Raw genomic sequence first — 24,917 nt, forward strand, 5'->3', positions numbered from 1 at the left:
GAAAATATCGTGCCCGACATTGAAATCGGACTCTCCAAGAAGGCGCGTCGTACCTACACCCTGGACGACGTGGCCCTCGTGCCATCGCGCCGTACCCGCGACCGCCGCGACGTCGACACCCGCTGGCGCATTGACGCCTTCACCTTTGAAACCCCGCTGATCGCCGCTCCCATGGACTCGGTCATGTCACCGGCCACGGCGATCGCCCTGGGCAAGCTCGGTGGCTTGGGCGTGATCAACCTCGAAGGTCTGTGGACCCGCTACGAGGATCCGCAACCCTACCTCGACGAAATCACCGCCATCAGCCTGACCGACAAGGTCTCTGCGACCCGACGGATGCAGGAGATCTACAGCGAGCCCATCAAGCCTGAGTTGATCACCGCGCGCCTGCACGAGATTCGCGAGGCCGGGGTGACCGTGGCCGGTTCGCTGACTCCTCCCAACACCCAAGAGTTCTACGAAACTGTCGTCAAGGCCGGCGTGGATCTTTTCGTGATCCGCGGCGCCACCGTCTCGGCCGAGCATGTTTCGTCGCAGACCGAACCGCTTGACCTGAAGAAGTTCATCTACGAGCTGGACGTCCCGGTGCTGGTCGGTGGCGTGGCCGGATACACCCCGGCTCTGCACCTCATGCGTACCGGCGCCGCCGGCGTGCTGGTAGGCTTCGGCGGAGGTTCCTCGAGCACCAACAAGCGCGCGCTGGGCATCCAGGCAGCGATGGCTACCGCGCTCGCCGACGTGGCGGCGGCTCGTTCCCGCTACCTCGACGAATCTGGTGGACGCTACGTGCACGTCATCGCCGACGGCGAGTTGGGCCGTGCCGGTGACCTGGTCAAGGCGCTGGCCTTGGGCGCGGACGCACTGATGATCGGCGCCCCGCTGGCACGTGCCGCCGAGGCTCCCGGTCAGGGTCTGTTCTGGGGCAATGAGGCTCATTCCTCAACCTTCCCGCGCGGATCCCGCACCGAACTGGGCACCGTGGGCACCTTGGAAGAGGTACTCTACGGCCCCTCGCATCGAGTGGACGGCACGGCCAACATCGTCGGCGCGATTCGCCAGGCGATGGCTGCCTGCGGTTTCACCGATCTGAAGGAATTCCAGCGCAGCGAAGTTGTTCTCTCCGGATTCAACACCTTCTAAAGCGCTGTCTCCGATGCCCTGCGCGTTCTCTGCACGCCGCAGGGCATCGGTGTTTAGCCCCCGCGATCCAAGAAAAGGGCGACGTTGTTCAAACTAGCTTTCACGCCTCGATGGCTTGCTCTGTTGGCGTTGATCCTCGCGCTGGCTACCGGCTTTGTGATGCTCAGCCGGTGGCAGCTCAACGCCTCAACCCTCGGGCAGGTCTCGGCCGACCCCGCCAAGGAGGTAGTGCGTCCCTTCTCGGAGGTGCTCCACCCGCACGAGCCTTTGACCGCGCAGGAGGCCGACACCATGGTCTCGGCCCAAGGCACGTACGTGGCGGGGTCGTCCTACCTGGTGGCGGACAAGCTCAACGAGGGGGAGAAGGGCTATTGGGTGGTCACCGAACTGAAGCCCGCGGTCGATAGCCCCGAGCACCACACCGCCGAGGTTCACGACCAGCCGCGGTCTATCGCCGTGGCCCGGGCATGGACTTCGGTGGCGAAAATCCCCGAGGAGCCCCGGGGTGAGGTAACCGTCGCCGGACGTGTGATACCCAACGACGGCCCCATCTACTCGCGCGACGCCAAAGAAACCGGCGACCGGATGCTCCCCAGCGCGGCCACCGCCCAGCTGACGAACTTCTGGGATGCCCCGTTGTACACGGCGATCCTCGCCGCCGATTCCGAGACCGCCGGGCAACAGGTCCCCACCGACCACGAGGGCAAGCTGCGCGAGGACGCGACCATCATGGGGCAGAACGATCACCTCCGCCCGGTGGGCACCACCCAGGTCACCGACGAAACGGTGAACTGGCTGAACATCTTCTACGCGCTCGAGTGGTTGGTGTTCGCCGGCTTCGCGCTCTACCTGTGGTGGCGGTTGCTCAAGGACGCCCACGAGAAGGAACAAAACCCGGCCCAGTACTTCGAATACGAGGGCAAGTACTGGCGTGACGAAGCCACCGGACGCTACTACTATTGGGACCCCGCCGACGAAAAGTTCTACTTCTTCGATGAGGTTCCGCCGGCAACGCACGACTGAGCCCCCTTATTCATTCAGCACGACCCACATGAGAAGGACGACTACAATGGCTGATCCCCAGCACACCCCCGACCCCGCCGCGGCCCGGCCCGTGGAACGAACCGACGGCAAGAAGGTCACGCTTTCCTCCGGAGGGCGCTCCGACGGAAAGGGCGGCTTTACCGTCCGCAAAAAATTCGGCGGCACCGAGTCACAGATCCGTGGCGCGCTGACCTTCTACAAATGGTGTGCCTGGATCTCCGGTACCTTCCTGTTGCTGTTGGTGCTGGAGATGATCACCCGTTACCTCATCGGTTACGACCTCATGGCCGGAGCGCAGAACGCCCAGACCGGGCAAACGGTTCCGCTGGGATGGCTCAACCGCGAGACCGGTAACCTGGTGGGCGGAGTCAACATCTCCACCTGGATTCTGATCGTGCACGGCTGGTTCTACGTTATCTACCTCATCGCCTGCTTCCGCCTGTGGCTGCTCATGCGCTGGGGTCTGCCGCAACTGATCGTCATGGCTCTCGGTGGCGTGGTTCCCTTCCTCTCGTTCATCGTGGAGAAGCGGATTCACCGCGAGACCTTGCAGTTGCTGGCCGCCAACCCGCAGTCCACGAAGCGGTACTAACCACTCGCATCACCGAGCTAGTAACCGGCCCCGCGCTGGCACGTGAGAACGTAACCCGCGCATAGCCTAGAATGTACATAGACCTTTAACCGTCGTCCTTGCGGCGGTAAACCGATCAACCAAAGGTGACACGTGACCACTGAATCTTCTGTAACCGAGCTCGAAGAGCGCCCGGTTCTGGTGATTGACTACGGTGCACAGTACGCGCAGCTGATCGCTCGCCGCGTACGGGAAGCCGGTGTCTACTCCGAGATCGTTCCGCACACCATGCCCACCGAGAAGATCCTGGCGAAGGATCCGGCGGCTATTGTGCTCTCCGGCGGCCCCGCCTCGGTCTACGCCGAGGGCGCACCCGCCGGCGACCCCGCACTGTTCAACTCGGGCGTGCCGATCTTCGGCATCTGCTACGGCTTCCAGCTGATGACCCAGACCCTGGGTGGCACCGTCGCGCATACCGGTCGTCGCGAATACGGCGCCACCGAGGCGACCGTGTGCGCCGGGGATTCCTCGTTCCTCAACGACACCCCGAAGTTGCAGAACGTGTGGATGAGCCACGGTGACTCCGTCTCCCAGGCTCCCGAAGGGTTCAAGGTGTTGGCCACCACCCCGGGTGCGGACGTCGCCGCGATGGTCGACGAGAAGCGTCGCCTCGGTGGCGTGCAGTGGCACCCGGAGGTCAAGCACTCCGACCACGGCCAGGCCGCTCTCGAGAACTTCTTGTACAACATCGCCGGTCTGAAGAAGACCTGGTCGACCTCGAACATCATCGAAGAGCACGTGGCGAAGATCCGCGAGCAGGTCGGCGACGACCGCGTGATTTGTGCGCTGTCCGGTGGCGTGGATTCCTCGGTCGCTGCGGCTCTGGTGCACAAGGCAGTGGGGGACCAGCTCACCTGCTTCTTCATCGATCACGGTCTGCTCCGCAAGGACGAGCGCGAGCAGGTGGAGAACGACTACGCGTCGACTATGGGCATCAAGGTGGTGACCATCGACGAGTCGGAGCGCTTCCTGGCCGCGTTGGCCGGAACCACCGACCCCGAAACCAAGCGTAAGGCAATCGGCCGCGAGTTCATTCGCTCCTTCGAGGCCGCTCAGCGCAAGCTCATCGAAGAGGCCTCGGACGACGGCGCCGACATCAAGTTCTTGGTGCAGGGCACCCTCTACCCGGACGTCGTAGAGTCCGGCGGCGGTGAAGGCGCGGCGAACATCAAGTCGCACCACAATGTGGGTGGCCTGCCCGACGATATGACCTTCGAGCTTGTGGAGCCGTTGCGTACCCTCTTCAAGGACGAGGTGCGCGCGATCGGCCGTGAGTTGGGTGTTCCCGAGAAGATCGTGGCTCGCCAGCCCTTCCCCGGCCCGGGGCTGGGCATCCGCATCATCGGTGAGGTGACCCGCGAGCGCCTCGAGGTATTGCGCGCCGCAGACGCTATCGCTCGCGAAGAGTTGACCCGCGCCGGCCTAGACGAAGAGATCTGGCAGTGCCCGGTGGTCTTGCTGGCGGACGTCCGCTCGGTGGGTGTGCAGGGCGACGGCCGCACCTACGGTCACCCGATCGTGCTGCGTCCGGTCTCTTCGGAGGACGCGATGACGGCCGATTGGTCGCGCATTCCCTACGACGTGCTGGCGCGTATTTCGAACCGCATCACGAACGAGGTCTCTGAAGTCAACCGAGTTGTTCTGGACGTCACCTCGAAGCCCCCGGGAACGATTGAATGGGAGTAACCGAATTTTTCCGAGCGAGCGAGGAAATAAAAAATTCGGTTACTCGCTCTCACACAGCGAAGCGGTGAGAGCGTGAGGTCAGGACTTCTGAAAGTTCTCGACCGTGAAATGTACGAAATGACCGTCAGTTGGCGGTCATTTCGCATGTTTGGCGGTCAAAACCGGGTAGGGGATCGAGGAACTGAGGAACGCCTAAGCTGTGTCTTGCCTGAATATTCGGTAAGATCATTGATGCAGTTCAAATTCTAAGATTCTCAAGGAGACTTCACGACATGGTTAATTCGATCATCAACAAGATCAAGTCCATCATCAACGATCCCCGCATGCGCGAGAAGATCCAGCGCTACATGAACGATCCTCGCGTTCAGCAGAAGATGAACGACGTTATGAACAAGGTCAAGAACCGCAAGACCCGCTAAGTCACGGATTCTGCAACGACGAGCCGGCTGCCCCTTCACCGATGAGGGCGGCCGGCTCGTCTTTTTCTTTGGTATCGAATCTTCCCGTGACGCCGCACCGACGATGAGCAGCACCGCCGTGGGGTGCGGCTCGATGTCGGTTTCTCCGGGGCCTAAACCTCGTGAACAGGGATGCGGTATACCTTCGCCTCATAGGGTCGGAGCTGTTCACCGGCGTCGTCGGGATAGTTCGAAATCACCGATTCGCCCCCGTGCATTCCCAGGTAGTCGCGGGTGACCTCCCGGTCGGTGAAATTTGCCAGAATCAGGAGCTTCTCGCCGTTGTGGGCCCGGCGTTCGTAAGCGTAGACCTCGGCGTCGTCGGGATCGAGGGGTACAAAATCGGCGTAGACCATCAGCTCTCGCAGTTCGCCGCGGCGCAGCGCGATGAGCTGGCGATAGTAGTTCCAGAGCGAGTCGGGCCGTGACATCGCTTCGGCGGCGTTGATTTCGTGAAAGTTGGGGTTCACGTCAATCCAGGGCGCAGCGGCGGTGAAGCCCGCGTTGGCGGAGTCATCCCACTGCATGGGGGTGCGTGCGTTGTCGCGACCCACGTGATGGATCAAGTGCAGGCCTTCATCGGGGCTCAGCAGTGAACGCTCGGTGACCATGTCGTGGTAGAAATTCAGCGAATCGAGGTCGCGGTAGTCGTCCACAGAGGCGAAAGAGATGTTGGTCATGCCAAACTCTTCGCCCTGGTAGATGTACGGGGTGCCCTGCATGAAGTGCAGCACGGTGGCCAGCATTTTGCCCGAGACCTCGCGCCATTGCGGGGAATCATCGCCGAAGCGAGACACCACACGCGGTTGGTCGTGGTTGTTCCAGTACAGGGACCCCCATGCTTTACCGGCCAGGGTGGTCTGCCAGGTGTTGAGAATGCCCTTGAGCTCCCTGAGATCGACGGGTTTCAAGGACCACTTGCCCATGCCGCTGACAGGGTCGGAGTCCACACTCATGTGCTCGAAGTGGAAGATCATGTCGAGTTCTTCAGAGTCGAACCCGGCGAACCGTGCGGCCTCATCGGGGCCGGTCGAAGACATTTCACCGACGGTCATGCAGTCATAGCGGCTGAACGCCTCGCGGTTGAGCTCGTGCATCCAGGCATGGACGTGCGTGCCGTTTTTGATCACGAACGGCACCGAGGAGCTGTGCTTGGCTGGGTCCACGGAGGGGTCGTCCGGCAGGCCGGCCGGTTTCGAGATGATATTGATAGCGTCTAACCGGAATCCGTCGATGCCCTTGTCTAACCACCAGATCACCAGTTCCCGGATGGCTTCGCGCACCGCGGGGTTATCCCAGTTCAGGTCGGGCTGTTTGCGGGAGAACATGTGCAGGTACCACTGGTCGGTGCCGGCGTCGTATTCCCAGGCTGGGCCGCCGAATTCGGATCCCCAGTTGTTGGGCGGTAGCGGCTGACCGGTTTCGTCGTGGCCGGCGGAGTCGGCCCAAATGTAGAAGTCGCGGTAGGGGTTGTCTCGGCTGCCGCGGGCGGCCTCGAACCACTGATGTTCGTCGGAGGTGTGGTTGACCACGAGATCCATGAGGATCTTGATCCCGTGAGCATGCGCGGTTTCTAAGAGGACATCGAAGTCGGCCATGGTGCCGAATTCGGGCATGATCTGCCGGTAGTCGCTGATGTCGTACCCCATGTCGTCGTTGGGGGAGGCGAAGACCGGGGAGAGCCAGATGACGTTGATGCCCAGCTCGGCCAGGTAGGGGATGCGGGCGGTGACGCCGGGTAAATCACCGATTCCGTCGCCGTCGGAGTCTTGGAAGGAGCGGGGCCATACCTGGTAGACGACGGCCTCTTTCCACCACTGTTTTCCTGCGTTAGACATTCTTTTACTCTCCTTGTTCTAGCGCCGAGACGGTGACCACCGAGGACGCCGGTTGCGGCGTGGTCTGCCGTAGCTGGGCCGGGTCGAACTCGCCGATTAAGCCCGAGTGATCGGAGATCGCCGCCTCGGTGTTATCGGCGAAGACGACTCGATGGGAGTCAAAGGGGATGGGGTGCGAACTGAAGATGTAGTCCAGTCGCATGGTGCGGATGGCTTCTTCCCAGCCGGCGATGCTCTTGTGTACGGTGAACTCGCCCTCGCGCTGGCGGGCGTGGTCGAAGGCGTCTGCCCAGCCGAGGGAGCGGATCTGTGCGTATCCCTCGTCGGCGATCGCGGCGTCATTGTTGAAGTCGCCCAGCAGAAAAATGGGGGCGTCATCGGCCAGGCGTCGGATTTGCTGATCGAGGGAGGCGAAGTCGTGTTCAAAGAGCGCGGTCTCGTGCATGACCCACCAGTTCATGTGCACGCTGACGAACCACGCGGGGCCGTGCTCGGTTGCGATCTCGAAGGCGAGCGCGCACCGACGAAAAACATCGTGGAAGGTGTAGTACTCGTGGCTGACGACGAGCCGGTGCGCCGAGAGCACGGGCAGGCGCGTGATCATCATGAGCCCCTCGTCGTACAGACCCCAGCCTTCGTGGGAATCGACCCAGCTGAAGGTATAGGGCTGCGGCGTGAGTTCGGCGAGATAGCGCATGAGGAACAGCCCGAAATTGGAGTCTTTGAGCGGGTGTTCACAGACAGGGAGGAAGTTCACCGGAGTGTCGGTAGGGGGCTCGTCGCTGAGCTGGTTGACCTCTTGGAGCGCGATCACGTCGATCTCGTGGTCGACGATGAATTTCGCAAGGGTTCGGATCTTGTGGAGTTGATGTACTTCAAGCCAGCTGTGGGTGTTCAGAGTGAGCAGTTTCAACGAGTGGCTCGCTTTCATACACGGTGCGCTTGATTCTCAGGGGGGGGATCGACCCTACGGCACACCATCCTATAAACGCTTCTCAGCGCAAGGTTCCTCGGACGATGTTCAAAAACTGAAACTTTTGCCGGATCTGATCTGAATTCCGTGTGAAAGCCCTCCCCGGGAGTGTAGCCGCCTAGTATTCATCGTGACATTCACTACAACATTCGGGGAAGGATTCTCTCATGATGGAGAAAATCCAGAGGTTCGGGTCGGCGATGCTGGCGCCCGTTCTCATCTTTGCATTCGCCGGTCTGGCCGTCGGCATCGCGATCATCTGCAAGAACGCAGACCTGCTCGGTCCGATCGCGGCCGAGGGTACCGGTTGGTACAAGTTCTGGAGCGTCTGGGAGTCTGGAGCCTGGACCGTGTTCAACCAGATGGAGCTGCTCTTCGTGCTGGGTCTGCCCATCGCCCTGGCGAAGAAGGCACAGGCCCGTGCGGTGCTTGAGGCCGGCATGGTTTACCTGACCTTCAACTACTTCGTCGGCACGATCCTCAGCTTCTGGGGACCGAACTTCAATATCGACTTCGAGCAGGACATCAGCGAGTCCGCAGCCGGCACCGGCCTAAAGATGATCGCCGGCATCAAGACGCTGGACACCGGTATCTTCGGTGCGATCATTATCTCGGCGCTGGTGGTCTGGCTTCATAACCGCTACTTCGAGAAGAAACTGCCCGACTTCTTGGGTATCTTCCAGGGCACCCAGTTCATCTACGGCCTGGGTTTCTTCCTCATGATGCCTATCGCGCTGCTCTTCTGCTGGCTGTGGCCTTTTGCCCAGCAGGGTATCGCCGGTCTGCAGGGCGTCTTTATGGGTTCGGGCATCTTTGGTGTGTGGCTCTACACGTTCCTCGAGCGCATCCTGATTCCCACCGGTCTGCACCACTTTATCTACACCCCCTTCGTGTTCGGTCCGGCGGTGACCCCCAACGGCATCACCAAAGACTGGGTGGCTTCGCTGTCTGAGTTCTCGCGTAGCACCCAGCCACTGTCTGAACTGTTCCCCGGTGGCGGTTTCGCATTGCACGGTAACTCGAAGGTCTTTGCGCCGATCGGTATCGCGGCTGCGTTCTACACCACCGCGCGCCCCGAGAAGAAGAAGGAAACCCTGGCCCTGTTGATCCCGGTGTGCTTGACCGCGATCCTCATCGGCATCACCGAGCCGTTGGAGTTCACCTTCCTCTTTGTGGCACCCCCGCTGTTCGCAGCGCACGCTGTGCTGGCTGCCACCATGGCAGCGACCATGTACGCCTTCGGCCTGCGCGGCAACATGGGTGGTGGCCTGATCGACATGCTGTTCCAGAACTGGATCCCGCTGTGGGGCAACCACCACAACACCTACCTGCTCCAGATCCTCATCGGCTTGGTCTTCACCTTCCTGTACTTCCTCATCTTCCGTTTCTTGATCCTGAAGTTCGACTTCAAGACCCCCGGCCGTGAGGAGATCGGTAAAGACACCAAGCTGTACACCAAGGCTGAGTACCGCGAGGCGAAGAAGAACGGCACCCTGCACAACGAGCGCGACGGATCCGTGGCAGCACCCGCTGCGGCGGCAACCACCGCGGCCGCAGAGGGGGCAAGCTTCGACGATCCCTACTCGCAGCGCGCACACGACTTCCTGGCACTGCTGGGCGGTGCCGAGAACATCACCGACGTGAACAACTGTGCGACCCGTTTGCGAGTCTCGGTCAGCGACCCGTCGCTGGTGGCCGGTGAAGCCGACTTCAAGTCGTCGGGCGCGCTGGGCCTGGTCAACAAGGGCAAGGCCCTGCAGGTGATCGTGGGCATGGACGTACCCCAGGTGCGTGACCGCTTCGAAGCCATGGTCAACTCGGGCAAGTAACACGCCCTAGGCCCACCCGAGGCGTGGGATGTGAAGGCTCCCGGACGCACGTTGCAGGTAGTATCTGTTAGGTATGCCGCAGCGTCGAGTTCGGGAGCTTTCATGGATTTAGAGTCGCTGGTCAACGCGCACCAACAACAGTTCAGCCAGACCGAGCGCGAGATTCTCGCCTTCATGCTCAACAACGAGCAGTTCGTTGCCGACTCGACCATCACCTCCCTGGCGCACCGCACCTTTACCTCCACCTCCAGCATCATTCGGCTCACCAAGAAGCTCGGGTTCACCGGTTTCGCCGAGCTGAAATACTTCGTGAAGAACTCGCTGGCCGAGGCGGCACCGGTCAATACCGACTTCATCGCCTCCGGGGCGCGTGATATCAACAAGACCCTCTCGGACCTCACCCAGCGGGATCTCACCGAGGTGGTAGAAAAGATTCACCGGGCGCGGACGGTCTACTGTTTCGGCACTGGGTACGCCCAGCGCAACGCTGTGCAGGAGTTCGCCAAGTCGATGGTGGCCTGTGGCAAGTTCACCCACGTGATTCCGGCCAAGAATGAGTTCATCGGGTCGGTCCAGGCGATGGGGGAGCAAGACGTGGTGATTCTGGTGTCGCTCTCCGGCAGCACCGAGTCGGTGATGGAAACCGTACGCACGCTTTCCCTGCGCAAGGTGCCGATGATCGCGATCACCGGGGCCGGGATCAACCCGATGTCGCACCTGGCGGACTTCTCCCTCCACTACGAGACCACACCCACCCGCTTACCCGGCCACAAGACCCCCTACCATTCCTTTGTGGCGCTGACGGTTCTCTTGGATTACCTGACTCGGCAGTACATTAAGTTTTTAGAAGAAGGAAACTCATGAGTGCGATCTGGGCATTCCTCAACGACACCGCGAAGCTACGCAAGGCGCTTATCATCTACTGGTGCGTGGTTCCGGCGGCTTTTATCGCCTACGCTCTGCTCACCGCGGGCAAACTCGGCCTCGACTTCCGCGCCTTTTTGGCCGACCCGACCATCGCGCTGACGTTTATCATCTGTTGCATGATGCCGATCCAGGTAGCCCTCTTGCTGCTGGCACGGCGGTGCAATGAGCACACCGAGAAGGCCTTCGCCATCTTCGCCGGGGTGCAGCAATTGGTGGTGGGCAACGTCCTGGGCGCGCTCCTCTCGTATTTCTTGGTCCGCTCCCTGTGGTGGGCCCCGCGGGAGCCCCTCGGTCAACCCCACCGCGCGGTGATGCTGGGCGGGACGGCGCTGATCGGCTTTCTGACTCTGCTGACCGCGGTGATCGGTCTGCGGGTGTTGGCCAGCTAGCGGTTTTCACCGTGTTGGCCCTGGCCGGTTGGCTATGATGGGGTATTGACATTCGAGACCATCGCAATCGTGAGAGAGCATCTATTTCGTGACTGATCACAACGCCGCCGCAGCCGATTCATCCCAGCGCATCCAGGCAGGACTCGAGCGGTGGGGTCGGCAGATGGACCGCTACACCGGCCCCGATGCGCTCCTGGACTTCAACCAGGTCGATTACGTGCACATCGACATCACCGAGTCGAACCCTTCGGGGTTGGCGCAGCTGATGATGGGCCGCAATACTCGGCTCTCCACCATTCTCAACGATCGCACCAAGTTCGACGCCGGCATGCGCGCGGCCGCGGCCTTGCGTAGCAAGATCTTCGAGCTGGAACACCACCACGGGTTGCATGCCGGTTACTTCGCCGCCGGCACCGCCTCCTGGCTCTCTCGCGACACTCACGGCGGTTCGATGGCTAGCGAAAAGCGATTCATCGCGCCGATCCTGTTGGCACCGGTGAGCATCGTTCCGCACCCCAGCGGTAAAGATTTCGACATTCGCCTTGCCGGGGACGCTCAACTCAACCCCGCCATGGTTCGGCAGCTGAAGAAGGAATTCGGCATCGACCTCTCACGCCTGGACGTCGCCCAGCTCGCTAAGTCGATGTCGAAACTGGATCCCGAACCGGTCATCGACCGTATGCGCACGACCGCCGGCCGTGTGCCGGGCATGATGATCGAGACCAAATACCTGATCTCGACCTTCGCCGACCTCAAGGAAAACCCGGCGACTCTGCCCGAGACGTCCTATACCCCGCTGGTGCGTGACCTGGCGATGTTGCTCGACCCCGAGGCTGAACAGCTCAGCCCCCGGTTCGTGCGCAACAGCGCGATCCCGTTGGACGAACGCCAACCCGAACACGAGGTGCTGATCTTCGACGCCGACGCCTCGGCGCAGGAGGTTATCGATCTCGCCACCTCTGGCCACTCGCTGGTGGTCACCGCACCCACCGGAACCGACCCGTTGCGTACCGCTGTCAACGCGGCGTCCTCGCTGATCAGCCGCGGTAAATCCGTTCTGGTGGTGGGGGAGAAATCGTCGACGATATCCGAGTTCAACTCCCTGCTGGCCGAGAAGAACCTGAGCGAACTGAGTTACTCGCTGTTGCAGGAACGCACCGGTGAAGAAGAGCGCGCGGCCTTCGTGCAGGCGATCATCCGCAACGAGCGAGTCGCCGAACCCAACATGAGCGCGGTGTACCCGCAGCTCGTGGAAACCCGCGAAAAGCTCGCCAAGCACACCGCATCCCTGCGGTTCACCGAATCCCGCTGGGGGTGCTCGGTCTACGACGCGCTACAGACCCTGGCCGCGCTGACCGCTCAGAACCCGGCGCCGACGACCACCGTGCGCTTCAGCCGCCACACCATGGATCAACTCGTGGACCGCACCGAGGTCGCCGAGAAACTACAGCGCTACGCCGAACTGGCCGGATTCCGACCCTCCACCCGTCTCTCGCCCTGGCGTAACGCAAAGTTACTGAACAACGACGAGACCGAGGCCGCCCACGACCTGGTGGGCTCCCTGCTGCGTTCTTTGGTCTCCGCCCAGCAACAGATACGTGAGCTGGCACAGGAGACGGGGATGGCCCCGGCGCGTAGCATCGACGAGTTCGACGCCCAGCTCGACCTTCTCGAACGCATGCAGCAGACGCTGACTCGGTTCACCCCGGACGTCTACGACCGCCCCGTCACCGATCTCATCGCTGCCACCGCACCCGGCACCTGGCGCCGTGAACACGGCGTGGAGATGAGCTCCATCCAGCGGTCGAAGCTGCGCCGGGTCGCCAAGGAATATATCCGCCCCGGCGTACACCTCTCCGACCTCTTCGAGAACCTTCAGGTGGTCCAGTCGCAACGAGAGGAATGGATCGCCTTCGCCGAGGAGCCCCGCGAACCCCATATCCCCGCGAATCTTCCGCAACTACGGGAGATGCTGGCTGACCTCTATCAGGAATTCGACGGCTTGGCCCTGGTCCTCGAGGCCTCGCCGGAAGGCAACGACTTTACCGCCACACCGCTACAGGCCGTGACCAACCGCCTGCAGAACCTCCACGACGACCACCGCCTGTTGACGACCCTGCCCGAACGCGTAGAACTCGAGAACTGGCTGGCTTCCTGGGGCCTGTCGGGCCTCCTCGACGACCTGCTGAACCGTCAGGTCTCCGCCGAAAACGTCGGCGCTGAACTGGAACTGGCCTGGTGGCAAAGCGCGCTGGAAATGATGCTGGCCTCCCGCGAGGTGCAAATCCTCGACGGTGATACTCTCCGCGAGCTAGAATCCACCTTCCGCCGCCTCGATACCGCACACGTCGAATCTGCACCCGCCCGCCTCACCGCTGCGGCGGCCCGAAACTGGCGCACCCGCATCGAACGAGAACCGCATCCCGCGGCCTACCTCAAGAGTCTCTTGCGCGGACACGATTTCCGGTTAGAGGAGTTGCTGACACACGCCCCGAGTATGGCCAGCACCCTCTACCCGCTGTGGGTCTCCAGCCCCTTCGCGCTGGCCCGCCACCTCCCGGCGTCCATGCGCTTCGACACGGTTATCTTGTTGGACGCCGAGTCCACGCCGCTGGCAGCTAACCTGCCCGCCGTCACCCGTGCCGACCAGGTCATAGCCTTCGGCGACCCGCACGCCGGCTTCCCCTCGCCGTTCGTCGTCTCGGCGCTCGTCAAAGACACCCCGGAGACCGACCACGAGCGGATCGACTCAACCTATAGCGCGCTCGCGAAGGTGTTGCCCTCGCGCACGCTGTCGCTGATGGTTGATCACGCGGTGGATCCTGCCGTCTTCGACTACCTCAACGAGCACTTCTACAACGGGGCACTGCGCCACTACCCGTGGGCCGAGGAGATGTCCGAGGACGTCCCCAGCTTCATCGCCGAGTACATCGACACCACCGGCAAGGTCTCCGATAACTCGAACCTGGATTCGCCGGGCGTGGAGGTGACCCGCGTGGCGCAGCGCGTGGCCGAACACGCGTACAAGAACCCGCAGCAGTCGCTGGCCGTGGTCACCGCCTCGCCCCGACATGCCCGCCGCATCGCCGAGGCAGTCAAGGACTTACTGACCAGCTATCCGCAGCTGGCACCGTTCTTCAGCGGTGGTGCGAAAGAACCTTTCCGCGTGGTCGACCTCTCGCGCGCCGGTGGCTTGGAACGCGACGTCATCATCTTCTCGCTGGGTGCGGGCAAGTCGCGACAGGGCATGGTCAACCACACCCTGGGGCAGCTCTCCTCCGAGCACGGCCGCGAGTACTTCGTGCTGGGTATGACTCGCGCGCGTCACCTCACGCGGTTGATCACCTGCGTGCAACCGGAGGATCTCGACCCCAATCTTTTGGAACACGGCGCGCTGGACGTCTATCGGGTGCTGTGCGCCCACGCCGAGCTGCAGGAACGCAAGCACCTGGCCACGCCGGCTCCGGTGACCGAGTCGATGCCCGCCAACGAGTTCTTGAAGAATTCAGACGTCGAGGCGATCGACATGGGGGACTGGTTGCTCAACGACATGGTGCGTCGCCTGGCCGCCCGCGGGGTCTCCCTCAAGGACGACGCCTCGGGCCAGATCTCGCTGATCGCCTCATCGCATCAGCAGTCGCTTTTGGCCGGTTCCACCCCGAGCCCCCGCGTGCGCAAAATGGGCAAGGAGGCCGCGGTGAGCTCGCTAAACTTCCCCCTGGCCGCGCTCTCCGACGGTTCGGAACAGCACGTGGGTCAGTCGGTGCGGGAACGCGCCCGCCTGGTGCCCGACCGGTTGGCGCGCACCGGATGGAACTACTTGACGCTGTGGACCATCGAGGTCTTCGCCGACCCCGAGTCGGTAGTCGACAAGATCTGTCTGTACCTCGGTGTTGAAACCGAATCAGAGAACTAGGGGAGGTGCCCGGTGAGCGAGCATGACAAAGGCGCCGGTTATTCACCGACGCCTCGCAAACGACGGGGCCACCGCCGTGTGAGTTCGACCGAAGGGTTCTCGGGGCCCGAGCCTCGGTTAGGTTTCGCTGAGCCTCGTGCGAACGAAGAACTCAGCGAACGTGCCGAGCGCGACCGCTGGCTGCAGGAGCAACGGCCGCCGCACCACGAGATGAAGTAGGGGTTAGGACTCCGAACCCGACGACTTGTCGTTGGAGTAGAATCCGCTACCCTTGAACACCACGCCCACGTTGCCGTATTTCTTGCGCAATTGATCCTGGCCGCAGTTCGGACAGGTCTTCAGCGCAGCGTCTGAGAAGGACTGGTGCTGTTCGAAAATATACTCGCAGTTCTTGCACTGGTACACGTAAACGGGCACGACGTCTCCTGTTTCAAGGTCTGTGTAAAGTCGATTCATTATATTACGCCCGCCGTTACGCGATGGGGCCCTCTTAACCCAGGGTGCGTACCCCGTGCTCGGTGATCACATGGGGCACCACGGCGTCCCAGGTATCTGCCGGTAGCCGGTCGAGTACCTCGGTGGCGAAGACGATCCCGAAGTTGCTCGATTGCTCCGGGGACTTTCCCGTTTCGGCAGCCAGGTCAACGGCGGGTAACAGACGGTCGTAGTATCCGCCGCCCTGGCCGAGGCGTCGCCCGGCAACGTCATAGGCCAGTGCGGGGATCAGCCGGACGTCGGCGGCGGCAAAAGCTTCGCTGCCCAGCACTTCACCGACCGGCTCGTTAATACCGAGCGAATTCGTGGTGAATTCCCCGTCGGGGTGCCACTGTACCCACCCCAATTGACGCCGGGGGAGCACCCGCGGCACGAGTACCCGGTGACCTGCGCGAACGAGTTGGTGTAGCGATTCGATGATCGGGGGCTCGTCGGCCGTTGGGAGGTAAGCGGCAACCGTGAGATTCTCACCCCGATCTGCTATCAGGCCCGTGATGGTGGCGGTATAAGACTCGTTATACGATGCGCGAGACGGGGCTAATTTCCGGCGTGACCTGCGCACATGAAAGCGGAGGAGTTTTTTGGCTTCGGCTATAGAACTTGACATGGGAGTCATCCCTTCAGGGCATTGCAGAGGAATTAATTTGTCCGCTTATTGTCGGGCTATTTCAAGATTGTCTATTCCCTAAAGTACCCGCAAGGTCGGGTATGGTGTAAGACATGACTGACCAGAACAAGAAGCCTATTACGAAGGCAGTAATCCCCGCAGCGGGCCTGGGAACCCGCTTTCTTCCGGCTACCAAGGCAACTCCGAAGGAGATGTTGCCGGTAGTCGATCGTCCTGCAATCCAGTACGTCGTCGAAGAAGCCGTACGTGCCGGTCTGGAAGACGTGCTGATGATTACCGGCCGCAACAAGCGCGCCCTCGAGGACCACTTCGACCGTGTTCCCACCCTGGAGAAGCAGCTCAACGATCAGGGCAAAGACAAGCTCTTGCAGTCCGTGGTCGACACCAATGACCTGGGCGAACTGCACTACGTGCGTCAGGGCGACCCCAAGGGTCTGGGCCACGCTGTTCTGCGCGGCAAGATCCACGTGGGCAACGAACCGTTCGCAGTGCTACTCGGCGACGACCTCATCGATGAGAAGGAAGACCTCCTCTCGCAGATGGTGGAAGTTCAGCAGAAGACCGGTGGTTCGGTAGTGGCCTTGATGGAGGTCCCCAATGACCAGATTTCTGCTTACGGTTGCGCCGCCATCGAGACCGTCGAAGGCGAAGACTTCTTCAAGGTCACCGAACTGGTGGAGAAGCCCAAGGCTGAAGAGGCTCCCTCGAACTACGCGGTGATCGGCCGCTACGTGCTGTCCCCGAAGGTCTTCGAGGTTCTCGAAAACACCCCTCCTGGTCGCGGTGATGAGATCCAGCTGACCGATGCCCTGCAGACCCTGGCTGCCGGCACCGGTGAGGGCGACGGCGTCTACGGCGTGGTCTTCAAGGGACGCCGCTTCGACACCGGTGACAAGCTTTCGTACCTGAAGGCCAACATCATCCTGGCTGCCGAGCGTGAGGATCTGGGAGAGCCCCTGCGTGCTTGGTTGCAGGATTTCGTAGCTGACCAGGCATAACATTAACGCATTAGCGAATCCCGATTAATATCAGGGGTGTACCGGCATTCGGTACACCCCTGTTTTTATTCCGGATTTCGCATGTGTTATCGGTTATACTTCTAAAGAATATTTATCACCATTTTCCGCACGCTACCCCAAGGTAATTATGACTCTGACATGGCTCGGTGCATCGAGTGTTCTGGTGATCATCGCGATCGCATTCCTTATAGCCATGCCCAGTTATTTTGCCCGGTCGCGTACCAGCGATATTCACGCCGAGCGGAACGCCGACGACATCATCGCCGATGACGCCGAGTTGACCGATCCCGCCTACGATACGGTGACTCCCAGCCGCCCCGATACAGGATACGCCGCCACCTTCACGGGTCGCGAAGCAGGTACCCCGCTCGCGCCGGGCCGCATCATGTTGGTGGCTTTCGTCGTTCTTGGACTGGCCATGGTTTTGGTGGGTGCCCCGATTGCCGTGATGACTGCGCTCTCGTGGTGGGTACCCGGAGCCGGTCTCTTGCTGGCCGGCGGATCTCTCGCGGCCCTGCGCGCCCTGGCCTTGGCGGACGCCCGCCGCCGCGGCCGTCGTTACCGCGACGAATATGCCGCAGAAGCCTCGCAGATCGTTCTGACGAAACCCGCCCCGGAGCAGCAGGCCGAGGAGCCGGAGGCGTTGCGTGCGGCGTCCACCGTTGTGGTGGACGATGAACCCGCCGAACCCCAGCGTCCGGTGAAGCAGGCGGTGAAGTCCTTGAAGAACGCACGCGCCACCCGCGAACCCTCCTACCGAGATCTGCTGGGCACCGCCGGAGTGCAGGAGCTGGGCCTGAAACATGAACTGCACCCCGCGTTCGAACCGGCCACCAGCTCCTGGGAGCCGCGCGAGGTGCCGATTCCCACCTACCTGGAGGTAGCGCCCTCCTACGCGCACCTGCCGCAACCGGCTGACTTCGCCTCCTACGAGCAGGCCAAGCGAGAGGAAGAGGCCGCCGAGAAGACCGAGCTCAGCCAGCGCAACGCCGCAACCGAGACGCACGAGTCCACTCAGTCCGCCACCGGCGCCATCGCCCTGGACGAGATCCTGCGCCGCCGCCGAGCATAGCCATACCACCTCACCGCACTGCGCGTAATACCCCTCGTTAAGCGCCCATTCCCTCACCGGAAACGGGCGCTTCATCGTAAGCTGATAAACAGAGACAACTACTTCATCAGCAGTCGCGGAGGAAAACTGAATGTCGGCTCACCACATCGAGGTCGAACGAAAGTACGAGGCACTCGACCCGCAGGCTCCAACGCCCACGCCGGATTGGGGCCAGCTCGAGGAGCTCACCGATGGCCGACTGACCGTGGTGAAGACCGTGACGGAAGAGATGACCGCAACCTACCTCGACACCGTCGATGGCAGGCTCTCCGCTGCGAAAGTGGCAGTACGCCGCCGCGTGGGTGGATACGACCAGGGCTGGCACGTGAAATTCGACGACGGATCAGGCAACCGCCACGAGATGCACTTTGACCTCGTCGATCCGGTCGAGACCCTGCCCACCGCCCTCTACCGCGCCCTGCGAAACGTCACCCACGATCAAGAGTTGCAGCCCACCGTTGAGATACAGACGGTTCGGCGGCGTAGCGTCCTGACCGACCGGCAGGGCACGGAGGTAGCCGAAATCTGCGCGGACAAGGTGGAGTCGCACTCGGCCGCCGACGACTCGCGGCGCGCCTGGAGCGAATGGGAGGTCGAACTTCTCAACCGCGGTGTTATCACAGGCGAAGAGATCTTCTTCGCCTGCGAGCGCGTCCTGCAGGCGGCGGGTATCGGCCCCTCGGATAGCCCGGCCAAGCTAGTGCGCGCCCTTGGCAAAGACCCGGCGTTTGAGGCACGCCGGGGCGCAGAAGGAGAGCGCCGTGGCCGCACCGAGGAGGCCTCACCCCAGAACGGGGAGAACAACTCCGCAGCGGCTACGCCACAGGTTGTCGAGAATAAGCACTCCGCCCCGCCCGGCTCCACCCAGGTTCTCTCGGCGGCCCTGACGCAGCTCATCGATCAGCTGCTCCTGCGCGAGTTGCGTCTGCGCGCCGGAGACACCACCGCCGTCCACGAGCTACGGCAAACAGCTCAGTCGCTGGGCGCGGTGTTGCGTTTCGCTGTGCGGCCTTATGTGCGCAGCGAAGCGGACGCGCTCGAGGTGGACGCCTGCACCGACGTGCTCCGCGAACTGCGCACCGCGCTCGCGCCGGCCCGCGATCTCGATATCGTCGAGCAGTCCCTCAACGCCGTGCAGCCCCTGACCGGGGTGCTCACCGCCCACGACGTTGAGAATCTCCACCGGCAACTGGCCGAAGACCGCGCCAACGCCGAACCGCTGGGGATCAATCGCCTCAACACCGACTCTGCCCTACACCTGCATAAGGCGCTGGGTGAGATCGCCGAACACACCGAGTCGTTCGTCGAGCTACCGCTGAATCCCGAGAATTACCTCAACAAGGTGGCCAAGCGGATCAGGAAGTCCCTCACGGTGTATCTCAAAGAGGACTTCAAGGACGTCTGGGTGCAGCCCACAGCCGACTTCGCCTACGCCGAAGACAACAATGAGCTGCTCTTCGACATCCGCCGGGCCGCCCAGAACGGCCTCTACTGCCTGCACGCGCTCAGCGCCGGGTTGGGGGAGCGGGTCACCGACGACCAGCGTCGCCTCATGCACACCTGCATCGATCTCCACCGTGAGCTCTCGGTGATCTCTGACGAACAGGTCTTCACCGGGTGGTTGTCGTCCACCGCTCGCCGTGCGGCACGCGGTGATCAAGATCGGCTAGGTATCGGGTACCTCATGGGTCGAAGCTCCTACTATCAGGTGGGGTTGCGCATGACCGACCACGCGCTCGTGCCCGCCGAGTTGAAGAAGATCAAGAAGCTCTCGCTGAAGTAATCCCGGGCCCCTCGCGGGCGCGGTTCGTGCTACGTTGAGGGGTATGACCACCCCTGAAAACGCCGGTGAGCACCGCGACGATAATCCAGAGATGCTCGATGTCTATCGGGATCTTTTGCTGACCCCCGAGCGCGCAGACTACCTCGGTTTCGAGTGTTCCGGCCCTCGCTTACGCGTGGGATACGTGCCGGGTGTGATGCCCGGAAAGTGGTTCTCCCGTTGGCACGAACGCTACGACCACATGTGCCCGCTCTTCGAAGCGCCCCTGACGGAGGCCGGCGGGCTAACCTCCTTGCAGGGCCGGCAGGGGTACGCGCCCTTGGCCGATATGGTGTTGCTGCGCCCCGATCAAGAGCTCGCCAGCCGCGACAAAGACGCTTTTCACCTCATCGAACTCTACCGCGAAAAGATGGTGGTGGTTCTGCCCCGCGATCACACCCTGAGTCTGTACGAAGACGAGGTGCCGTTGGCTGAGCTCGCCGAAGAGTTCATGCTCCAAGACCCCAAGACGGTGCCCGAGTGGGCGCACGTCTCGGTGGCTTATCGGCAAGCGCACCCGCAGAAATTACCGATGATGCGGCACACTCAGGACGCGATCGAGCTGGTCGCGGCGGGGCTGGGTCTGCTGCTGGTCCCGATGTCGGTGGCCCGTTTTTATCACCGCAAAGACCTCACCTATCGCATCGTTCCCGAGCTGTCGGAGAGCCCGGTCGCGCTCGTGTGGCCGCGCGCAGCCCGCGAGGACGCTGAAGAACAGATCATCCAAGATTTCATCGGCATTTGCCGCGGGCGCACTCCCGGTTCCGACCGGGGTAGCCCCACGCAGGCTGCGGTCGCCGAGCAGAAGGCCCGCGAGAAGGCGGCCGCCAAGCAGGCTCGTCGCGCACGCAACGCTCGAGCCCAAGCCGCCTCCCGCGCCGGCCGCAAAAGTTCAGGACGCCCCGGTGCGGCGTCCGGCAAGGGCAAGGGGAGCGCCTCGCGGGCCGGTAGGAAACCGGGCCGTAAGCGTTAGTTCTCCCGGCGGATCACCGACTGGTTGAGCAAGGGGATGCGGGCGCCGCTGGCGTCCAGCGCTTGCTTGAGCGCCACGCGCAACGCGCGAGCCACCGCCCACTGCTGGGAGGGCGCGGTCTTGACCGAGACTCGCACCGTCAGCGACTCGCCGCTGACGGCCTCGACACCCAGTACCTGCGGGTCATCGAGCACATGCGGGGCGATATCGGGAGCCGCGATGGCCTGGCGTGCGGCGTCCAACAACAGCTCGGTGACCTGCTCGATATCGGAGTCGTAGGGGACCGGCAGGTCGATGTTGGTTCGCGCCCACCCCTGCGACGAGTTGCCCACGCGGATAATCTCGCCGTTGCGTACGTGCCAGAGCGTGCCGTTGGCGTCGCGGACGTCGGTAATGCGTAGACCCACGGACTCCACGGTGCCGCTGGCCTCGCCCAAATCGACAAAGTCGCCGATGCCCAGCTGATCCTCGGCGACGATGAAAATACCGGCCAGAAAATCCTTGACCAAAGACTGCGCGCCGAACGACAGAGCCACGCCGGCGATACCCGCCGAAGCGATGACCGGGGCGATATTGAAGCCCAGCTCCGAAATGATCATGAGCACGGCCATCGTCCAGACCACGATCGAGGCCACCGAAGAAAGCACCGATCCCACCGTGCGCGCCCGCTGGGCCTGACGGGAATTGGAGATGACGGTGTCGGTCCGCCAGGTGCGGGCCGCATTGTGTTCGTCCCTCACCACCCGCGCGGTGGTGCCGCGGGCCACCGAATGCGTGATCTTCTTGATCACCAGGGAAAGTAATACGCGGATTGTCGCCGCGAACACCACAATCAAGACGATGCGCAGCGGGGCCCCCAGCCAAAAATCGAGGGTGATCAAGCGGGATAATTCGTCGAAAACCTGCGACACGGCGTACGGCCTTTCGGATCGGGGCAAGCTAACTGTCTCTCCAGCATAATGAACCTGCAGACGGGTGCGCGGGTGGTGCCCGTCGATCAGCACGTTAAACTAGGGGCATGCCTCAACCCATGCGTACCCGCCCGGCGGCCTACTCGGTGATCATCGAGCAGGGCCAGATACTGCTTAGCCACTTCGTCGCCACGATCGAGGGGCGGCAGATCAGCGGGTGGACGCTGCCCGGTGGCGGCATCGAAGCGGGAGAGCAACCGGAGCAAACCGCGGTCCGCGAGGCCTTCGAAGAAACCGGGTACCGGGTTCGCGTGGACAACCTGCTCGGGGTACACTGCGCCTATGCGGAGCAGGCGGACGGTTCCCTCTTTTGTGCAATGCGCACTCTCTACCGCTCCCACATCGTGGGTGGGGAACTGACCGTGGAGCAAGACGGCTCGACCGACGACGTGCGGTGGGTGCCGATCGCTGAACTGCCCGCCCTCATCGAGGCGACCCAAAACCCGGGAACGATGCCTTTCTTCGACGTGGTCGCGGCCTACCTGGGGTATCGGGACCTCGCCGAGTGGGTCGCGCATTCACGCAGGGTTCAGGATGAAACACCGCAAGGGCAGGGGAGCAACCATGACTAAATTTTCGCTACGGTCCACCACCTCTGCACGCCCGCGCGACAAAAAGCGCCTCACCCCGGCGATCGCTGTGGCCACGTTGACTCTCGGCGCCCTTGTCGGTTGTAGCACCCAACCGGAAATCTCGGTGGATCCGCACGCCGCCAGCTACCGCACCATCCACATCTCCCGAGGTATCTCCGACGAGACCGCGCAGATCGCCGAAATCTACGCCCAGGCCCTGCGCAAGGCCGGTTACTCGGTAGAACTCGTCGACACCGGCTCCGACCGCTCTGGGTACCTCGAGAAGATGCGCTCCACAACCCAGCAGGTCGACGGCATGCCCACCGCCTCGCCGAACCCCTCCGCCTCTCCCGAGAATTCCGTGGACCTCGCCGCAGACTACTCCGGCAACCTGTTGCTCTATCTCACGCAGGACGGCTCCTTCAGCCCCGCCTATATCCAGCGGCAACGCGAGGCGATGGCTTCCGCTTCGGCCAGCCCGAACTACGACTTCGGCTGGGGAGACAACGACCAGGCTGCAGCCCGCGAGGGTTCGACCCCGAACGCCACCGCAGCACCCACCCCCGAACCCAGCCTCGCCCCCGGAGCTGCCGGGCAAGATCCCAGCCCCGTCGTCTCGGGCGGCCCGGGAAGCTCAGTGACGCCCTCGCCGGTGCCCACCGAGCTGAACATCAAGGCGCTGACCACCGACGAGATCGACGCCTCCATCAAGCGCGTGTTGCCCGAGTCCTTGTCTCTGCTGGACGCCTCGGACGCGCAGAACCGCGACGGCCTGGTGGTCTCCGCCGCCACCGCGCAAAAGTACAACCTCTCGAGCATCGAAGACCTCGCCGCGCACTGCTCGAAGCTGACCTTCGGCGGCCCCGAAGGTTTCAAGACCCGCTCATACGGGCTGAAGTCGCTGAAAGAGAAATACGGTTGCACCCCGAAGAAGTTCGTGGTGGAAAACGACCAATCGGAACTCTCCGACAAGCTGGCCGACAATACCGTGCAGGTGGCCGACATCTTCTCGGCCTCAGCCGATATCGACGACAACGGGTATGTCTCGCTGGCAGACCCGCAAAACATCTTCATCCCGCAGAATATCGTGCCGGTGTACAACGAGCAGTCACTGCCCGAATCTGCCCGAAACGCCATCAACAGCGTCTCCGCGCAGCTGAGCACCGACGATTTGAAAACTTTCAACCGGCTCACCGGCGGCCAAGATGCGATCGATAAACAAAGCGTCGCAGACTTCTGGATGCGCCGCACAACGGAGTAATCTGAATCTCATGGCATCTTTCAAACAATCAGCGAAACTTCAAAACGTTCTCTACGACATCCGCGGACCGGTACTCGAAGAAGCCGAGAAGATGGAGGCCCTGGGCCACCGCATTCTCAAGCTGAACATCGGTAACCCCGCGCCCTTCGGTTTCGAAGCCCCCGATGCCATCATGATGGACATCATTCAGCACCTGCCTCAGACGCAGGGCTACTCCGACTCCCGCGGCCTGTACTCGGCACGCACCGCGATCGTGCAGTACTACCAGAACCTCGGCATCCTGGATCTCGAGCCCAACGACGTCTACCTGGGCAACGGCGTCTCCGAGCTGATCCCGATGACCTTGCAGGCGCTGTGCGACCCGGGCGACGAGATCCTCATCCCCACCCCCGACTATCCGCTGTGGACCGCCTCCACCGCGCTCGCCGGCGGCACCCCGGTTCATTATTTCTGCGACGAGGAAAACGGTTGGCAGCCGGACCTGGAAGACATCCGCTCGAAAATCACCCCGAACACGCGCGGCATCGTGGTGATCAACCCCAATAACCCCACCGGCGCGGTTTACTCCAAGGAAGTGCTGCAGCAGATCGTCGATATCGCCCGCGAGCATAACCTCATCATCTTCGCCGACGAGATCTACGAGAAGATCACCTACGAAGACGTGACCATGACCCACATGGCCACCGTGGCCGGCGACGACGTACTGTGCCTGTCGTTCTCTGGTCTCTCCAAGGCCTACCGCGTGGCCGGTTACCGCGCGGGCTGGGTGGCGATCACCGGGCCCAAGCACGCGGCGCGCCCCTACCTCGAAGGCATCAAGCTGCTGGCCTCGATGCGCCTGTGCGCTAACGTACCGGCCCAGCACGCGATCCAGACTGCCTTGGGCGGTTACCAGTCGATCAACGATCTCATCGTTCCCGGTGGTCGGCTGCGCGAACAGCGTGACCTCTCGTACAAGATGCTCAATGAGATCGACGGCGTGAGCTGTGAACAGGCGGACGGCGCGTTGTACCTGTTCCCCAAGCTCGACGTGGAGAAGTTCAACATCACCTCGGACGAGCAGTTCGCGCTGGACCTCTTGCAAGACCAGAAGATCTTGGTGAGCCACGGCCGTGCCTTCAACTGGCCCAAGCCCGACCACTTCCGCCTGGTCTTCCTTCCGGACGTCGGCACGCTCAAGCAGTCGCTGGAACGCCTGGCTGACTTCCTGGACGACTACAAGCAGAATTAGGTT

Annotated in this window: 22 protein-coding genes; 17 read left to right on the forward strand and 5 right to left on the reverse strand. The window is 62.3% G+C overall.

The window, feature by feature from the left end:
- Nucleotides 1-9: 9 nt before the first annotated feature.
- From VVR12_RS00085 to VVR12_RS00105, 5 genes are all read left to right on the forward strand, one after another.
- Nucleotides 10-1,140, forward strand: coding sequence for a GuaB3 family IMP dehydrogenase-related protein (locus tag VVR12_RS00085; protein WP_368549084.1), 1,131 nt, complete (start codon nt 10-12; stop codon nt 1,138-1,140).
- An 84-nt stretch (nt 1,141-1,224) separates the two neighbouring features.
- Nucleotides 1,225-2,163: an SURF1 family cytochrome oxidase biogenesis protein gene (locus VVR12_RS00090; protein ID WP_368549085.1), complete on the forward strand. Its 939-nt coding sequence runs from the start codon at nt 1,225-1,227 to the stop codon at nt 2,161-2,163.
- A 46-nt stretch (nt 2,164-2,209) separates the two neighbouring features.
- A complete protein-coding gene (locus VVR12_RS00095; protein ID WP_368549086.1) occupies nt 2,210-2,776 on the forward strand; it encodes a DUF3817 domain-containing protein in 567 nt (188 codons plus the stop codon).
- Between the two features lie 132 nt (nt 2,777-2,908).
- Nucleotides 2,909-4,501 carry a glutamine-hydrolyzing GMP synthase gene (gene guaA, locus VVR12_RS00100; protein WP_368549087.1) on the forward strand — a complete coding sequence of 531 codons (1,593 nt, stop codon included), beginning with the start codon at nt 2,909-2,911 and terminating at the stop codon, nt 4,499-4,501.
- Nucleotides 4,502-4,773: 272 nt separating this feature from the next.
- Nucleotides 4,774-4,920, forward strand: coding sequence for a hypothetical protein (locus tag VVR12_RS00105; RefSeq protein WP_368549088.1), 147 nt, complete (start codon nt 4,774-4,776; stop codon nt 4,918-4,920).
- Nucleotides 4,921-5,072: 152 nt separating this feature from the next.
- Here VVR12_RS00105 and VVR12_RS00110 read toward each other — a convergent pair whose 3' ends face one another.
- The gene (locus VVR12_RS00110) at nt 5,073-6,797 is read right to left on the reverse strand and encodes an alpha,alpha-phosphotrehalase (protein WP_368549089.1); all 1,725 of its coding nucleotides are present in this window, start codon (nt 6,795-6,797) and stop codon (nt 5,073-5,075) included.
- A 4-nt stretch (nt 6,798-6,801) separates the two neighbouring features.
- Entirely contained in the window at nt 6,802-7,710 is a 909-nt protein-coding gene (locus tag VVR12_RS00115) for an endonuclease/exonuclease/phosphatase family protein (RefSeq protein WP_368549090.1), read from the reverse strand.
- 227 nt (nt 7,711-7,937) lie between these two features.
- Here VVR12_RS00115 and VVR12_RS00120 point away from each other — a divergent pair, with 227 nt between their 5' ends.
- The 5 genes from VVR12_RS00120 to VVR12_RS00140 all read left to right on the forward strand — a co-directional run bounded on the left by VVR12_RS00120 (nt 7,938) and on the right by VVR12_RS00140 (nt 15,050).
- Complete coding sequence (locus VVR12_RS00120) at nt 7,938-9,599, forward strand: alpha-glucoside-specific PTS transporter subunit IIBC (protein WP_368549091.1); 1,662 nt, start codon at nt 7,938-7,940, stop codon at nt 9,597-9,599.
- A gap of 102 nt (nt 9,600-9,701) precedes the next feature.
- Entirely contained in the window at nt 9,702-10,463 is a 762-nt protein-coding gene (locus VVR12_RS00125; protein WP_368549092.1) for a MurR/RpiR family transcriptional regulator, read from the forward strand.
- Entirely contained in the window at nt 10,460-10,915 is a 456-nt protein-coding gene (locus VVR12_RS00130) for a hypothetical protein (protein ID WP_368549093.1), read from the forward strand. The genes VVR12_RS00125 and VVR12_RS00130 overlap by 4 nt, the downstream gene beginning before the upstream one ends.
- A gap of 88 nt (nt 10,916-11,003) precedes the next feature.
- The gene (locus tag VVR12_RS00135) at nt 11,004-14,831 is read left to right on the forward strand and encodes a DNA helicase (protein ID WP_368549094.1); all 3,828 of its coding nucleotides are present in this window, start codon (nt 11,004-11,006) and stop codon (nt 14,829-14,831) included.
- A gap of 12 nt (nt 14,832-14,843) precedes the next feature.
- On the forward strand, nt 14,844-15,050 hold the full coding sequence (locus VVR12_RS00140) for a hypothetical protein (RefSeq protein WP_368549095.1): 207 nt from the start codon (nt 14,844-14,846) through the stop codon (nt 15,048-15,050).
- Nucleotides 15,051-15,053: 3 nt separating this feature from the next.
- On the opposite strand, the gene VVR12_RS00145 is transcribed toward VVR12_RS00140, so the two are convergent.
- Nucleotides 15,054-15,248: an FmdB family zinc ribbon protein gene (locus VVR12_RS00145; protein ID WP_368549096.1), complete on the reverse strand. Its 195-nt coding sequence runs from the start codon at nt 15,246-15,248 to the stop codon at nt 15,054-15,056.
- Nucleotides 15,249-15,321: 73 nt separating this feature from the next.
- Nucleotides 15,322-15,933, reverse strand: a complete 612-nt coding sequence (locus VVR12_RS00150; RefSeq protein WP_368549097.1) for a 5-formyltetrahydrofolate cyclo-ligase — start codon at nt 15,931-15,933, stop codon at nt 15,322-15,324.
- 113 nt (nt 15,934-16,046) lie between these two features.
- On the opposite strand from VVR12_RS00150, the gene galU reads away from it, so the two are divergent.
- The 4 genes from galU to VVR12_RS00170 all read left to right on the forward strand — a co-directional run bounded on the left by galU (nt 16,047) and on the right by VVR12_RS00170 (nt 20,879).
- Complete coding sequence (gene galU / locus VVR12_RS00155; protein ID WP_368549098.1) at nt 16,047-16,952, forward strand: UTP--glucose-1-phosphate uridylyltransferase GalU; 906 nt, start codon at nt 16,047-16,049, stop codon at nt 16,950-16,952.
- A 148-nt stretch (nt 16,953-17,100) separates the two neighbouring features.
- Nucleotides 17,101-18,045, forward strand: a complete 945-nt coding sequence (locus VVR12_RS00160) for a hypothetical protein (protein WP_368549099.1) — start codon at nt 17,101-17,103, stop codon at nt 18,043-18,045.
- A gap of 130 nt (nt 18,046-18,175) precedes the next feature.
- Nucleotides 18,176-19,867, forward strand: a complete 1,692-nt coding sequence (locus tag VVR12_RS00165; protein WP_368549100.1) for a CHAD domain-containing protein — start codon at nt 18,176-18,178, stop codon at nt 19,865-19,867.
- Between the two features lie 43 nt (nt 19,868-19,910).
- The gene (locus tag VVR12_RS00170; RefSeq protein WP_368549101.1) at nt 19,911-20,879 is read left to right on the forward strand and encodes a LysR substrate-binding domain-containing protein; all 969 of its coding nucleotides are present in this window, start codon (nt 19,911-19,913) and stop codon (nt 20,877-20,879) included.
- On the opposite strand, the gene VVR12_RS00175 is transcribed toward VVR12_RS00170, so the two are convergent.
- On the reverse strand, nt 20,876-21,790 hold the full coding sequence (locus VVR12_RS00175; protein WP_368549102.1) for a mechanosensitive ion channel family protein: 915 nt from the start codon (nt 21,788-21,790) through the stop codon (nt 20,876-20,878). The genes VVR12_RS00170 and VVR12_RS00175 overlap by 4 nt on opposite strands.
- Nucleotides 21,791-21,897: 107 nt before the next feature.
- Between VVR12_RS00175 and VVR12_RS00180 the strand changes: the two genes are divergently transcribed.
- From VVR12_RS00180 to VVR12_RS00190, 3 genes are read left to right on the forward strand one after another with little or no spacing between them, the layout of a single operon-like run.
- Nucleotides 21,898-22,422: an NUDIX hydrolase gene (locus VVR12_RS00180; protein ID WP_368549103.1), complete on the forward strand. Its 525-nt coding sequence runs from the start codon at nt 21,898-21,900 to the stop codon at nt 22,420-22,422.
- Nucleotides 22,415-23,683, forward strand: a complete 1,269-nt coding sequence (locus tag VVR12_RS00185) for a glycine betaine ABC transporter substrate-binding protein (protein WP_368549104.1) — start codon at nt 22,415-22,417, stop codon at nt 23,681-23,683. The genes VVR12_RS00180 and VVR12_RS00185 overlap by 8 nt, the downstream gene beginning before the upstream one ends.
- Before the next feature lie 10 nt (nt 23,684-23,693).
- The gene (locus VVR12_RS00190; protein ID WP_368549105.1) at nt 23,694-24,914 is read left to right on the forward strand and encodes a pyridoxal phosphate-dependent aminotransferase; all 1,221 of its coding nucleotides are present in this window, start codon (nt 23,694-23,696) and stop codon (nt 24,912-24,914) included.
- The last annotated feature ends 3 nt before the right edge of the window (nt 24,915-24,917 follow it).

Source organism: Rothia sp. LK2588, assembly GCF_040946465.1.
In the GTDB taxonomy this organism is placed as follows: domain Bacteria; phylum Actinomycetota; class Actinomycetes; order Actinomycetales; family Micrococcaceae; genus Rothia.